The sequence below is a fragment of the Fructobacillus sp. ChS1-6f1-1-27 genome, from assembly GCF_059579415.1.
Genome location: NZ_JCAOER010000001.1, coordinates 173,600 through 188,288 on the forward strand (window position 1 = coordinate 173,600; position 14,689 = coordinate 188,288).

Consider the following 14,689-nt stretch of genomic DNA (forward strand, 5'->3'; position numbering starts at 1 on the left):
CTGTGAAGGATTCAAAGGAAGAACAAGACTTGCAAGAAGAAGTTGCTGAAGAACAAGAAGAAAAGGACTTTGACGAAAAGGCCCAAGCAGATGAAGGCAAAACTGACCAACCGGCTGAAGAAACTGAAACAGCTGAAAGTCAGGATGTCACTGACGATGAAACCACTGACCCAGTTGCTGAAATTCGAGCAGCTCTAGAGGCTAAGGATGATGAATTGCTCCGTGCGCAAGCGGAAATTCAAAACATCCAAACGCGAAATGCCCGTGAAATGGCTAACATCCGCAAGTACGATGGTCAAAAGTTGGCCGAAGCAATCTTACCGGTGGTTGATAACTTGGAACGAGCTTTGGCAGTTGACCCTGATGGGGACGCTAAGGTGGAACAAATCCATAAGGGTGTTGAAATCACCTTGAAGACTTTGAAGCAAGCATTGACGACCAACGGTATTGAAGAAGTTGGGGCAGTCGGTGATGACTTTGATCCAAACACAATGCAAGGTGTCCAATCAGTTCCAGCCGAGGGTGAAATCAAGGCTGACCAGGTTGCCCAAGTGTTGCAAAAGGGTTATGTCTTACAAGACCGGGTGATCCGGCCAGCAATGGTGGCGGTTGCTAATTAATTTGCCATGGTGATTCAGCTTCTTGGCACCACACCTTAAAAAGCTAAAAATTGTTAACAAAAGATAGAAAGGGTAGATATTATGTCAAAGATTATCGGAATTGATTTAGGAACTACTAACTCAGCTGTTGCCGTATTAGAAGGTGGCAAGCCAAAGATTATTACCAACCCAGATGGTGGTCGGACCACACCTTCTGTTGTGTCATTTAAGAACGGGGAAACACAGGTTGGGGACGTAGCTAAGCGTCAAGCAATTACGAACCCTGACACGATTTCATCAATCAAGTCTCACATGGGCGAAGCCAACTACAAGGTTTCTGTTGATGGTAAGGACTATACTCCACAAGAAATCTCAGCGATGGTCTTGCAATACATCAAGGGTTACGCTGAAGATTACTTGGGTGAAAAGGTTGATAAGGCCGTCATTACGGTACCTGCATACTTTAACGATGCCCAACGTCAAGCTACTAAGGATGCCGGTAAGATTGCCGGTTTGGAAGTTGAACGAATCATTAACGAACCAACCGCTGCTTCACTAGCCTATGGTTTGGACAAGTTGGATAAGGATGAAAAGATCTTGGTTTATGACCTTGGTGGTGGAACCTTTGATGTTTCTGTCCTTGAATTGGGTGACGGTGTCTTTGAAGTTTTGTCTACTAACGGTGATACTCACCTTGGTGGGGATGACTTTGATGCCAAAGTTATCGACTACTTAGCCGATGAATTCAAGCAAGCTAACGGTATCGACTTGAAGGATGACAAGTTGGCCTTGCAACGGTTGAAGGATGCTGCTGAAACTGCTAAGAAGACTTTGTCTTCAGCCACTGAAGCACAAATCGACTTGCCATTTATCGCTTCTGGTTCAGAAGGTCCTTTGCACTTACAAACCTCACTTACTCGTGCTAAGTTCAACGAATTGACTGCTGACTTGGTTAAGAAGGCAGAACAACCAGTGATGGCTGCCTTGAAGGACGCTGGTTTGTCATTTGACGAAATCGACGAAGTAATCTTGAATGGTGGTTCAACGCGAATCCCAGCTGTTCAAGAATCAGTTAAGAAGATGACTGGTAAGGAACCAAACCACTCAATCAACCCTGATGAAGCTGTTGCCCTTGGGGCTGCTGTTCAAGGCGGTGTGATTACTGGTGATGTGAAGGACGTTGTCTTGTTGGATGTTACGCCTTTGTCACTTGGTATTGAAACCATGGGTGGGGTCTTCACTAAGTTGATTGACCGCAACACGACGATTCCTACGTCAAAGTCACAGGTCTTCTCAACTGCTGAAGATAACCAACCAGCCGTTGATATCCACGTCTTGCAAGGTGAACGGTCAATGGCTGCTGACAACAAGACGTTGGGTAAGTTCCAATTGTCAGATATCCCTGCTGCTAAGCGCGGTGTCCCACAAATCGAAGTTACCTTCGATATTGACCGAAACGGGATTGTAAACGTTTCTGCCAAGGACTTGGGTACTCAAAAGGAACAAAAGATTACCATCCAAGCTGCCGGTGGTTTGTCAGATGACGAAATCGAAAAGATGATGAACGATGCCAAGGCTAACGAAGAAGCTGATAACAAGAAGAAGGAAGCTGTTGAAACGCGTAATAACGCCGACCAATTGATTTTCCAGACTGAAAAGACTTTGGAAGAAGTTGGGGACAAGTTGTCAGATGATGACAAGAAGCCAACTGCTGATGCTTTGGAAGACTTGAAGAAGGCTAAGGAAGCTGCTTCTGCTGAAGACGCTGACTTGACTGACTTGAAGGAAAAGACGGATGCCTTGCAAAAGGTTGCCACTGAATTGGCTACTAAGTTGTACCAGCAGGCACAAGCTGCCCAAGGTGGCGAAGCCGGTGCTGAAGGGGCTGCTAAGTCAGACGATAACACAGTTGATGGTGACTTCGAAGAAGTTAACCCAGACGACAAGAAGTAATTACTTTTCTTGGTTAGTTAAAACTGATAAAATGGACCAGCGACAGTTGGTCCGTGTACATAATTAGAATCAAAGGAGTCTGCTTGTGGATAATAACGAATTTTATGACCGGTTAGGCGTTTCAAAGACGGCCAGCCAAGACGAAATTAAAAAGGCATACCGAAAGTTATCAAAGAAGTACCACCCCGATTTGAACCATGAACCAGGGGCCGAGGACAAGTATAAGGAAGTTCAAGAAGCCTTTGAAACGTTGGGTGACCCACAAAAGCGCCAACAATACGACCAATTTGGTTCTGCTGGAGCAGCTGGCCAAGGTGGCTTTGGCGGCTTTGGAGGGGGCCAAGGTGGTTTTGGTGGCGACTTCTCCGACTTGGGCGATATCTTCTCTCAGATGTTTGGCGGTGGCTTCCAAGATCCAAACGCACCGCGAAAGGGTCGTGACCTCCAATACCGGATGCACTTGAGCTTTGAAGAAGCTATTTTCGGTACTGAAAAGAATGTTAAGTATGCTCGTTCTCAGGGCGACCGGACCCAGCACGAAATTAAGGTGACGGTCCCAGCCGGGGTCGAAACTGGCCAGCAGATGCGCTTATCAGGCCAAGGAGAAGCTGGCTTTAATGGGGGCCCACAGGGTGACTTGTATGTGGTCTTCTCGGTTGACGCTTCCAAGGATGGCTTTGAGCGTGATGGCGCTAACTTGTACTTGCAACAAGATATTGACTTCATTACTGCTGCTCTTGGTTCTGAAATCCCAGTTAAGACGGTTCACGGAGATGTGAACTTGAAAATTCCTGCTGGTACTCAAAACGGCCGGCGCTTCCGCTTGGCTGGAAAGGGAGCTCCTCGTTTGCATGGTAATGGCCATGGGGACCAGTTCGTGGTTGTCAACGTGGTGGTTCCAACCAAGTTGAACAAGGAACAAAAGCAGGCCCTTGAGACCTTTGCTGAAGCTTCTGGTAAGAAGGCTAACAAGCGTAAGTCAATCTTTGATAAGTAAAATCTGATGCAAATTAAAAGAGTGAAACTCGATGACGAGTTCCACTCTTTTTTGTTTTAGTTGGCTAAGTATGACAGAGGTTTGTTGACTTCAACTTTGGTTTTAACCGACAAGGCTGTTGGCCCAAACCTCATTAGCCGTATCAACGACTAACTTAATCTTGGCCCACTGTTCTTTTTCAGTTAGGTGGTTCCCTTCCTCAGTTGAGGCAAAGCCACACTGGGTACTCAATGACAAGTGATCAATGTCAACGAACTGGCTAGCTTCTTCAATTCGCTTGATTAGGTCTGCCTGGCTTTCAAGGGCAGGGTCCTTTGACGTTACCAAGCCCAAGACGACCTCTTGGTTATCATGGACTTTAGCAAGTGGTGAAAAGTCACCTGACCGAGGGGTATCGTATTCGAGGTAGAAAGCTTGGACTTGTTCGCGGGCAAGTAATGTGTTGGCAACTTCGCCATAGCCACCGGCAGCGGCCCAGGTTGAGGCGTAGTTACCACGGCAGACGTGAGTAGAGATGTGTAGGTCTTCAGGTAAGTCGGTTAAGACGCGGTTATTTAGCGATAGATATAATTCTGCAATTTGTTTTGTTTCTTTTTCTGTAAATCCAATTGCTTTGGCCAAGTTTTTATCAACAATTGAGTCCCAACTACAGTCATCTAACTTTAAGTCCCGGCAACCTGCATCGTACAAAGCAAAAATTAAATCTCGGTATGCTTGTATCAAGTCATTAGCTAATTCTTCATCAGTTTCATAAAACCGTCGAATGGCTTGAACGTGGTCTTGGTCTCGGAATAGTTCAAGGTGACACTGTGCGGGCGAGGGGATGCTCTGTCGAGCAATCACGTTGTCTGAATCAGTAATGCTCTTTAGGTATTTAAAGGCCTTTAAGTCGGGATGGTCAGCGGTGAAACGGATTTTGCCGGTAACTTGGGCTGATTCGGGGCGGGTATCGGTATCGTGGAAGTGGTAACCTTCGGGAATGGTAATCTTATCAATTCCTTCAAAGCCCCAGAAAGTATCCAAGTGCCACCATGACCGACGGAATTCACCGTCGGTGACAAATTTTAAACCGGCCCCAATTTCTTTTTGAACCAAGCTTAAGATTTCGGAATCTTGGACGTTTTGTAACTCAGCCTGTGAAAGCTGGCCGTTGTTGAACTTTTCTTGAGCTTGCTTCAACCGGTCTGGGCGGAGGAATGAACCGACGATATCGTAGTGGATGTTTTCGTTGTTAAACTTTGGCATAGGTGTGCTCCTTTATTTTCGAGTAATGTGATGTGCAGTTGTTCTTGGATAAAGCAGTCATGGTGGTCCGTTTCTTGCTCTGCTAGGTTTGGTCATTGAAAAACTCCTCTTTGGTTTGAATTGGTTTACGGCATAAAAAAATCCCGCAGTCTTAATCAAAAGACTACGGGACGAAAGGTTTCGTGTTACCACCCTGGTTCTACCTGGCATCGCCACCAGGCACTCAACAAGTACGTCTAAAAAAAGAGATACTCTAACGCGGTAACGGGCGCACCCGAAGTCCGCTAATTGCAAGTAACTCACGAACTTATTTGTACTCAGAGACCATTTTCACTTTCCAAGCAAGTCGGACTTTCACCAAAATGTCCGCTCTCTAATGCGTGCCGCCGAAAGGTACTTATCTCATCAACGTATCTGATGACTCAAACAATACAGAATGATTTTAAACTTGTCAACACTTTTTATCATTTTATTTTCATTAAATCTCATAAAAGTCTTGTAAACGATGACTTATTAATAAAAAAGAACCCGAAAAAATTCGAGTTCTTTTTAACAAATTAATTTTTAAACGTACCTAGTATTGTCATCTTCGTGCCAAGGATGGGCCTTGTCGATGTGGTCGTAGTACAACTTACCATGCAAGTGGTCAATTTCGTGTTGGAAGACGATAGCGGGGTAGTTTCGCAAAGTCTTGGTCCGAGTTGACCCGTCTTCTGTCTGGTAGCGGACGGTAATCTTCTTTGACCGAGGGACGTAGCCGGGTACGTCGTTATCAACCGAAAGGCAGCCTTCGCCGGTATCAAGGGCAGTCCGGCCGACTGTTTCAGAAACAATCACCGGGTTGAAAATAACACCTTTGAAGTAAGGTTTGCCATCTTCTTCCTCGCCGACTGGGTCAGCAGAAGGGATTAAGATGGCGGCCATCCGCAATGATTCACCAACTTGTGGGGCGGCTAGACCGACACCTGGACGGAGATCGTAAGGCTCATTTTGTTCTGGGTCCTGGGAAATTTCCAGGTAAGTCATCATGTCTTTTGCAAGTTGGGCGTGTTCTTCACTAAGTGGGAAGGGGACATCAGCCGCAATATCGCGCAAGACGGGGTCACCGTCACGCGTAATTTTGTCCATGGTGAAACGAATTGTCATGGTAAAACTCCTAATTTATCGATTACTTCTAGTATAACAAAAATTTGGCTAAAGGCATTGGCTGCTGGCAAATCCAGGCTGAATTTGCTAAAAAAGTTAGTCTAGGTCCAACAGTTAGGTTGGAATGGCGGTGGTTATCAAAGTCAAAGCTTGGTAAAATGGGGATAATTATTCGGATTAAGCGAGGTTTTTCATGTCAGACCAATATAATTTGCCAATTGATGCCAATTGGAACCAAGACGATATTGTGGCGGTTTCAAACTTAGTGGATGCTGTTTTGCAGGTCTATGAAGGTGGGTGTGACAAGGAATACCTGTTGTCAGCCTACCGGTTGTTCATGGAAGTAATGCCGGCCAAGTCTGAGCAAAAGACCTTTGACCGGGACTTTGAACAGCAAACTGGTCGGTCAATTTACCAAACCATTAAGCTGGCCAAAAGCGGCGGTGACCGGGTGGTTGTGAATGGCTGAGTGGACGAAGGAAAAACTTAGTCAAGTTGACCAGCGGGTAGTTTCTTGGCTAAAGCAGTTATCAGCTAAGGCTCGGACAGCCAAGGGGGCTGATTTGACTGTGACCAGTAAGCAAGGTGACTTCCGCAACCTAGTTACCGACCTTGATCAGGAAAACCAGGCCTGGATTGTTGACCATATTAAGATGATTGACCCGGTGGCCCGTTTTGTCTGTGAAGAAGAGGGTTATGCCACCGCTGAGACGATGGCTGGTCATGTTTGGTTTGTCGACCCAATTGACGGGACGATGAACTTTGTCAATGAGGGGACAGACTTTGCCATTATGGTTGCCCTTTACATTGATGGAAGGCCAACTCTAGGCTTCATTGCTAAAGTCATGACGAATACCGTCTTTCATGGTGGCCCTGACCTGGGCGTTTTCATGGATGGTGAACGGTTGGAAAATGTTTCTGACCGGGGCTTGGATGAGTCTGTGATGGTTGTGTCGGGCCGCCGGCTAATTGCCGGTGAAAAGCCTTATCAAATGGTCGCAGACCAGGCCTTGGCCTTTCGAGTTTTAGGGTCTGCTGGGATTGCCTTTGGTCGGCTGATTTTGCAGCAGGCTTCGGGTTACTTATCCAAGTTATCGCCATGGGATTTGGCGGCCGGTCGGGTGCTCTGCGAGAGCCTTGGCTACCAGGTTAAAAGCCTTGACGGCACCAGTCTAAATATGCTATTATCAAACACAGTATTAATCGCTACAACCAAGACGCATCGCGAGGTAGTCAAGATGGTGAAAGACTAGGGCATAACCCTAGTCTTTCTTGTGAGTAGCTAAAATAAAGGAGCACAAAACATTGGCAAATCTTCGCGAAGATATTCGTAATATCGCTATTATTGCCCACGTCGATCACGGAAAGACGACGTTGGTTAACGAAATGTTGAAGCAATCTGACACTTTGGACGCCCGTAAGGAAGAAGCCCTGGGTGACCGTGTGATGGATACCAACGATATTGAAAAGGAACGTGGAATCACGATTCTTTCAAAGAACACTGCTGTTCGTGTTGGTGACAAGCAAATTAACATCTTGGATACCCCAGGTCACGCCGATTTCGGTGGAGAAGTTGAACGTATCATGGGGATGGTTGACGGGGTTTTGTTGGTTGTTGATGCCTTTGAAGGTACGATGCCACAAACTCGTTTCGTGTTGAAGAAGGCTTTCGAACAACACTTGACCCCAATCGTGATTGTTAACAAGGTCGACCGTCCTGGTGCCCGCCCTGAAGAAGTCGTTGACGAAGTCTTGGACTTGTTCATTGAATTGGGTGCTGATGAAGATGACTTGGACTTCCCAGTTATCTACGCTTCAGCCATGAATGGTACGACGTCAGAAGACCCTGATATTGATACCCAAGAACACACGATGGACCCAATCTTTAAGTCTGTCTTTGAAACGATTCCAGCCCCAGTTGACAACGCTGACGAACCATTGCAGTTCCAAGTTGCCATGTTGGACTATAATGACTTCGTTGGTCGGATTGGTATCGGACGGGTTAAGCGTGGACGTATCAAGGTTGGTGACAACGTTGATGTTATGAAGCTTGATGGAACGAAGCAAAACTTCCGTGTAACGAAGTTGTCTGGTTTCATCGCTTTGGACCAAGTTGAAATCCAAGAAGCACAAGCTGGTGACTTGATCGCCGTTTCTGGTATGGAAGATATCTCTGTTGGTGAAACAGTGGTTGACCCAGAACACCCAGAAGCTTTGCCATTGCTTCGGATTGATGAACCAACTTTGCAAATGACTTTCCGTCAAAACGACAGTCCCTTTGCTGGTCGTGAAGGAAAGTTCGTGACTGCCCGCCAAATCGAGGACCGTTTGTTGCGCGAATTGCACACTGATGTGTCTTTGCGGGTTGAAGACACTGACCAAGCTGGTGCTTGGTTGGTATCTGGTCGTGGTGAATTGCACCTTTCAATTTTGATTGAAAACATGCGTCGTGAAGGTTTCGAATTGCAAGCTTCACGTCCACAAGTTATCTTCCACGAAGAAAACGGACAAACGACTGAACCTTACGAATCAATCCAAATCGATACGCCTGATGAATACTCATCAACTGTTATCGATTCATTGAACCAACGTAAGGGTGAAATGCAAAACATGGAAGCCGTTGGTAATGGTCAAACTCGTTTGACTTATATGGCTCCTTCACGTGGATTGATTGGTTATGCCACTGAATTCATGACTGCAACTCACGGTTATGGTATCTATAACCACACGTATGCAGAATACCGTCCAATGGTTAAGAATTGGGAACCAGGTCGTCGTAACGGTGCCTTGGTTTCAATCAACCAAGGACAAACGACTAACTACGCCATCATGGGTGTTGAAGACCGTGGCCAAATGTTTGTTGGTGCCGGTGTTGACGTTTATGAAGGTATGGTTGTTGGTATGAACGCTCGTGACAACGACATCTCAGTTAACGTTACGAAGATGAAGCCACAGTCAAACGTTCGTTCATCGAACAAGGACCAAACTGCTTCAATCAAGACGCCTCGCGAAATGAATTTGGAAGCATCAATGGAATTCTTGAACGATGACGAATACGTTGAAGTAACGCCAGAAAACGTTCGGATCCGTAAGAACATCTTGAACACGGCGGAACGTGAAAAGGCTGCTAAGCGCCGTAAGGGCTAATCTTAGCATCACTTAATAAAATATAAACGGTGACCCACAGTGTGGGTCGCCGTTTCTCATGGAGCTATGGCACAATCTGGTACTGCAGCGGACTCGAAATCCGTCGAGCCGTCTTATGGCGGTGTGCGGGTTCAAATCCCGCTAGCTCCTTAGTGTGAAATTGAAGAAAAGAAGACTGGTCTTTCGACCAGTCTTCTTTTTTAATAAAAATTAGTTATTGAACGAAATTAGTTCAATTAGTGTGATTTTTAAAATTAATGTTGTGTTTTTTACAATAAATTAAGTAAAATTTGAATTGAAATAACAGTTACGACAACTGATATTTCAGATAATGTGGATAGTCTTGATGTTTTATGAATTTTCAACCTCATGGCGGGGTTTAATACACCATTGCACGTTCTGACCGTGACTGAACTGTTATTCATCAAGCTGTACATACTCATTGGAGGCGTTCAGCCTATTTTTTATTTGTCGACTCTTTGTATTTCATTTAACATAGAAAATAATCATCGCAATGTTTATGTCTTATTGTTTATCAAACAGCTGGTACTGCAATAAAAATCATTAGAATTTTCTCGTTTTAGTTCATATATTTTATTCATTTAATTTGAATTATTTGGGTATGTTTGAAAAAGAGTGAACTTGCAAAGAGGAATCCTTGTTTTCTTTCAGAAAGTTTTAAAATAAATGCCTGAAATTATTGTGTTGCAGGCGATTTCATAATATAATTATATTGTTTTTTGTCTAAATAAAAAGTAACGGGGATTACAAATGATGAAACAGGGAAGAGAAATCATTAATCGTAAAAAATTATATAAGTCCGGCAAACTATGGTGTGCAGCTGGTTTAGTTGGCTTTGTTATTGCAGGTGGGACCCAGGTTGCTGAACATGGGTTAACTTTACCATCAATGCCAACCTTTTTAAAGGCTTTTGCTGATGATTCAACTTTGCCCTACTGGTTCGGTCAAAGTACTGAATATTACAAGCACTATAATGAAACACCCGATACTTCAACGGTGCCTTTGTCAGCTCAGCAAAAGTATTCTTCTTCAGGCGATATTACTTCGCTGAAGACATCGACATTTAAATATAACGGTTTGACCTATAATTCAAGTACTGGTAAATATACAATTGCTCTTACTTTTTATGTTCCAACTGTTTCTACCTCTGGTGCAGGACGTACTTCCTATTTTGACATGGCCTTTTCAAATTCAATGTCAGCAAAGACTAGCTCGCCTCAGTTGACCGCTGCTAACGGTAACACGGCTACTTTGTCACCCGTTAACGGTGTTTATAGTAATTCCTTTAACGCTGGTTCTAACGTTGGTGGAACTTCAACCTTGAAGATTGATATTGACCCCGTTAAGATTGTTGATGGGGATGAAATTACGGGTATGTTTTCATCTGATACTACTACTACTGGGTACCACCCAATTTTCTCAGTTGTCCGTACCTTGGGCTATTCGGACTTCGGTGAAGCCTTTAACACGACTTTGTTAGCTCAAATGAAGACAAACTCGCTTGCTAATATTAGTTCGAAGACAAATTTGACCAAAACTCAAAAGAGTACTTATAGCACTACTGTTAACAACACTACGACTAATGATGACTTCGTTAATAATTTGGAAGCATTGGATAACAGCGTTAATGCCGCTGACGAAGCGGCTGCTGGTGCCACTGCAGCAAAAGCAACTGCTAAGCAGGCTATTGAAGATAAGTTAACGGCTGAAACTGATAAAATCAACAACGATTCAAACTTATCAGATACTCAAAAGTCGGATGCAATCTCTAAGTTAAAGGCAGATGCAAGTACTGCTGAAAACAACATTAGTAACGCCACGACAACCGACGACGTTAATGCCGCGAAAACTGCTGGTGAAAGCTCACTAGAAACCGATACTGCCACGGCAATGAAAGATGGTAGTAATAAGGCTATTGATGCTGCTGTTACCAGCGCTACTGATGCGATTAATAATTCAACCTTAGACGATGCTACTAAGACAAAGGACATCCAATCAATTAAGGATGCGGCGGCAACAGCTAAGTCTAATATTGCTAGTGCTACTACGACAGATGGGGTCTCAACTGCTGAAACCAATGGAGTAGCAGCAATTAATGATGTTGTGTCTGCTGAAGTAAGTGGTGCTAAAACAGCTGCCGTACAAAAGATTGCTGATGCTGCCACGGCGGCCAAGGCTAAGATTGCTGCCATGACCAACTTGGGCGACGATCAAAAGAAAGCTTTGGAAGATCAAGTCGATACAGATGCTAAGAATGCGACGACTGCCATTAATAATAGTTCAGACCTAGCTTCTGTTAATACTGCCTTGGCATCAGGTGAAAGTACGATTACTGCTGATATCAAGAGTGCTGCCGTTGCGGATGCAACGAAGGCAATTTCAGACGCACAGAGTACAGCGATTAGCAATGTTAACAATAATAATGATTTGTCTGCTGATGAAAAGAATGCAGCAATTGCTAACATTAATTCTGATGCTTCAAACTCGACAGCAAGTTTGAATGCAGCGACTGATGCGGATAGTGTTGAAGCCGTAAAGACTAATGTAATTAGCTCAATTAACGATGAAAGTAATAAGACATTAAAATCTGCTAAGGATGCGGCTATTGATGCTGCTGTTTCCGATGCGACCGGCAAGATTAATGCTTCAACTTCTTTAACGGATGATCAGAAGGCTGCTGCCATCAAGAAGTTGACGGATGAACAAACAGCTGCCAAGGCGGCCATTGACGGCTCATCAACCACTACTGACATTAATGCCAATGCCTTGGCTGGAACTACGGCCATTTCAAATATTTTGAGCGATGCCGTCTCTGATGCCAAAACAGCGGCTAACTCAAAAATCGATGATGCCGCCACAGCTGCTAAGGCTAAGATTGCTGCCATGACGAATTTGACGGATGCTCAAAAGATGGCATTGAAAGGTCAAATTGACACGGATGCAAAAGCTGCTAAGGCAAATGTTAACAACGCAACTGATATTGCTGGGGTTGACTCTGCCTTAAGTGCTGCAACCTCAACAATTAGCACTGATATGGTTAATGCTGCTAAAACCGACGCTGTCGCTGGGATTGAAGCTGCTAAAACTGCTGCAGAAACGAACATTAACAACTCAACCAATATGTCGGATGCTGAAAAGCAGTCTGCTGTGAAGGCAGTTGATGATGCCGCTTCAGCTGCAGAATCAAAGGTTAATGCTGATACGGATGCTGATACTATCGCAACTGATAAGGCTGCTGGTTTGACCTCGGTTAATGCTGCTGCGAAAGCCGCTGCTAAGACTGCAGTTGATAATGCCGCTACTACTGCAATTAGTAATATTAATGATTCAACAACTTTGACTGATGCCCAAAAGCAGGCAGTGATTGCTACTGTTAACACTAATAAGTCTTCTGCTGAATCTGCTATTGATAGTGCAACTGACCCTGATTCAATTGATGCTGCCAAGATTAGTGGAATTTCTAATGTGAATGACTCAGTTAAGGAAGCTGCTGAGTCAGCAATCGATGCTGAAGTAACTGATGCAATTAAGAACATCAATAATACCTCATCTTTGACAGACGCCCAAAAGCAAGCTGCAATTGCTAAGATTAATGCCGCTGCTGCAACTGCTAAGTCAAATATTAGTTCAGCATCAACTGGAACTGATATTTCAACGGCCCAAAGCAACGGGACGGACGCCATTAACAATGTTTTGAGTGGAGCCCTGAGCGATGCTAAGACTGCCGCTGCTACAGCTGTTGACCAAGCTGCTACGGCCGCTAAAGCTAAAATTGATGCGATGACCAACTTGGATGATGCTCAAAAGCAGACGCTGAAAGGTCAAATTGATACTGATGCTGCTGCTGCTAAGAAAAATATTAGCAATGCAACTGATTTGGCAGGTATGAATACTGCTTTGGCAAATGGGAATACACAGCTAGATTCAGATCTTAAGACTGCTACTCAAACTGATGCAAGTGCAGCAGTCGATGCTGCGACAACCGCTGCCACTACTAACATTAATAACTCAACGTCATTGACAGACGACCAGAAGAAGGCAGCCATTGCTAAGGTTACGACTGCGGCTACCAATGCCAAGACGGCCATTAGCTCAGCAACCGATGCTGATGCTGTGACAACTGCCAAAACTACTGGTTTGAGCAATATTAGTGATGCTGCTAAGGATGCCGCTAAGTCAGCTGTTGATGCTTCAACAACTGCTGCAATTGAAAGTGTTAATAATTCAACGACGCTAACTGATGCTCAAAAGCAGGCGGCTATTAAAAAGATTCAAGCAGCTGCTACGCAAGCCAAGGCTAACATTGATGCTGCAACTGACGTTGATGGTGTAACTCAGGCTCAAACTAGTGGTGTGAGCCAAATTAATGATTTGGCTCAAAATGCTGTTAAGGATGCCATTAAGGATTCAATTGAGTCCGCTGCAACCGCTGCTATTAACCAAATCAATAATTCAACTTCTTTGTCAGACGCTCAAAAGCAAGCAGCTATTCAAAAGATTAAGGCTGCTGCTAGCCAAGCAGAGACTAGTGTGGATAACGATACTAATACTAACGACATGTTAACAGCACAAAGCAATGCCAGCGACCAAATTAATGGAGTTTTGACTGGTGCTTTAAGTGATGCTAAGACTGCTGCTGCTGCTGCTATCGATGCTTCAGCTACTGCTGCTAAGAATAAGATTGATGCCTTAACAAACCTATCTGACGCTGAAAAGACCGCTGCCAAGGCTAAAATTGACCAGGATGCGGCGGCTGCTAAGACTGCCATTAATTCTGCTATGAGTTTGGATGGGGTTAACCAAGCCTTTAGTTCAGCTAATTCAAATATTAATACTGATGTGAAGGCTGCCTTGAAGACTAACATTAGCAATGCCGCATCAGCCTCAATCGATAAGGTAACTAACATGTCTAATTTGACGACTGCACAGAAAGCTGCTGCAATTGCCAAGATTAAGACGGATGCTACTGACTCATCGAACAATATTGATGCCGCTACTGACCTTGATAGTATCCTAAAGTTAGGTGATACTGCTGATACTACTATTTTGTCTGATGTGAAGGCTGCTGCCCGTCAATCAATCGCCAACGCTGTTGATGCTGCTAAGGCCAAAGTTAACGCGATGACTAACTTAACGGATGCTCAACGTCAAAGCGCTTTGGCTCAAATCGATAGTGATGCTGCTTCAGCTTATAATACGATTAATGCCAGTGGTGACCTTGTTGGTATTAGCAACGCCTTATTCGATAGTGATGAGAAATTCACCGTCGACATTAAGACGAACCAAACGATTAATGATCAAGCAACGACTAGCACTCCCGTTGCTGCAACTTCTAGCGCTTTGCCAGAATCTGGAAAAGAAGCTAACAAGCTACAATCACGCATGCAAGAAATCTTACTATCAGTACTAGTAATGTTCTCAATGATTGCACTAAAGCTTGGCAAGAAAAAGGATGATATTGCTTAAAAGTAGTTAATATAATCGAAGTTATATTATTTTTTTAAGAGCCTCAGAATCAAATTCTGAGGCTCTTTTATTTGTTGATTTTTGTCGTCTAATCAATATGTGAAAGAATTATAGA

9 protein-coding genes and 1 tRNA gene are annotated in these 14,689 nt (G+C 44.2%); 8 read left to right on the forward strand and 2 right to left on the reverse strand.

All coding sequences use genetic code 11. From position 1 onward, the window contains the following. Window positions 1-2: 2 nt before the first annotated feature. From grpE to AC5162_RS00840, 3 genes are all read left to right on the forward strand, one after another. Window positions 3-620, forward strand: a complete 618-nt coding sequence (grpE, locus tag AC5162_RS00830; RefSeq protein ID WP_496533372.1) for a nucleotide exchange factor GrpE — start codon at window positions 3-5, stop codon at window positions 618-620. 81 nt (window positions 621-701) lie between these two features. After that, the gene (gene dnaK / locus AC5162_RS00835) at window positions 702-2,552 is read left to right on the forward strand and encodes a molecular chaperone DnaK (RefSeq protein ID WP_496533373.1); all 1,851 of its coding nucleotides are present in this window, start codon (window positions 702-704) and stop codon (window positions 2,550-2,552) included. An 85-nt stretch (window positions 2,553-2,637) separates the two neighbouring features. Beyond that, window positions 2,638-3,549, forward strand: a complete 912-nt coding sequence (locus AC5162_RS00840) for a DnaJ C-terminal domain-containing protein (RefSeq protein WP_496533374.1) — start codon at window positions 2,638-2,640, stop codon at window positions 3,547-3,549. 102 nt (window positions 3,550-3,651) lie between these two features. Here the strand turns inward: AC5162_RS00840 and AC5162_RS00845 are convergent, their stop codons facing one another. Together AC5162_RS00845 and def are read right to left on the reverse strand one after the other, a co-directional pair. Then, entirely contained in the window at window positions 3,652-4,794 is a 1,143-nt protein-coding gene (locus tag AC5162_RS00845) for a 5-methyltetrahydropteroyltriglutamate--homocysteine S-methyltransferase (protein ID WP_496533375.1), read from the reverse strand. A 564-nt stretch (window positions 4,795-5,358) separates the two neighbouring features. Next, a complete protein-coding gene (gene def / locus AC5162_RS00850; protein WP_496533376.1) occupies window positions 5,359-5,940 on the reverse strand; it encodes a peptide deformylase in 582 nt (193 codons plus the stop codon). Between the two features lie 193 nt (window positions 5,941-6,133). Here def and AC5162_RS00855 point away from each other — a divergent pair, with 193 nt between their 5' ends. The 5 genes from AC5162_RS00855 to AC5162_RS00875 all read left to right on the forward strand — a co-directional run bounded on the left by AC5162_RS00855 (window position 6,134) and on the right by AC5162_RS00875 (window position 14,574). Then, a complete protein-coding gene (locus tag AC5162_RS00855) occupies window positions 6,134-6,409 on the forward strand; it encodes a UPF0223 family protein (protein WP_496533377.1) in 276 nt (91 codons plus the stop codon). Continuing rightward, entirely contained in the window at window positions 6,402-7,193 is a 792-nt protein-coding gene (locus AC5162_RS00860; protein WP_496533378.1) for an inositol monophosphatase family protein, read from the forward strand. The genes AC5162_RS00855 and AC5162_RS00860 overlap by 8 nt, the downstream gene beginning before the upstream one ends. Before the next feature lie 52 nt (window positions 7,194-7,245). Further along, entirely contained in the window at window positions 7,246-9,087 is a 1,842-nt protein-coding gene (gene typA / locus AC5162_RS00865; RefSeq protein WP_496533379.1) for a translational GTPase TypA, read from the forward strand. 60 nt (window positions 9,088-9,147) lie between these two features. Continuing rightward, window positions 9,148-9,237 (forward strand) — tRNA-Ser (locus AC5162_RS00870). A gap of 624 nt (window positions 9,238-9,861) precedes the next feature. Next, window positions 9,862-14,574 (forward strand): DUF1542 domain-containing protein, encoded by a 4,713-nt coding sequence (locus tag AC5162_RS00875; RefSeq protein ID WP_496533380.1) that lies wholly within the window; start codon window positions 9,862-9,864, stop codon window positions 14,572-14,574. Window positions 14,575-14,689 lie beyond the last annotated feature (115 nt).

Coding starts and splice junctions, on each gene's coding strand:
- dnaK (WP_496533373.1), top strand. CDS start 702: ATGTCAAAGATTATCGGAATTGATTTAGGAACTACTAACTCAGCTGTT.
- AC5162_RS00845 (WP_496533375.1), bottom strand. CDS start 4,794: ATGCCAAAGTTTAACAACGAAAACATCCACTACGATATCGTCGGTTCA.
- def (WP_496533376.1), bottom strand. CDS start 5,940: ATGACAATTCGTTTCACCATGGACAAAATTACGCGTGACGGTGACCCC.
- AC5162_RS00855 (WP_496533377.1), top strand. CDS start 6,134: ATGTCAGACCAATATAATTTGCCAATTGATGCCAATTGGAACCAAGAC.
- AC5162_RS00860 (WP_496533378.1), top strand. CDS start 6,402: ATGGCTGAGTGGACGAAGGAAAAACTTAGTCAAGTTGACCAGCGGGTA.
- AC5162_RS00875 (WP_496533380.1), top strand. CDS start 9,862: ATGAAACAGGGAAGAGAAATCATTAATCGTAAAAAATTATATAAGTCC.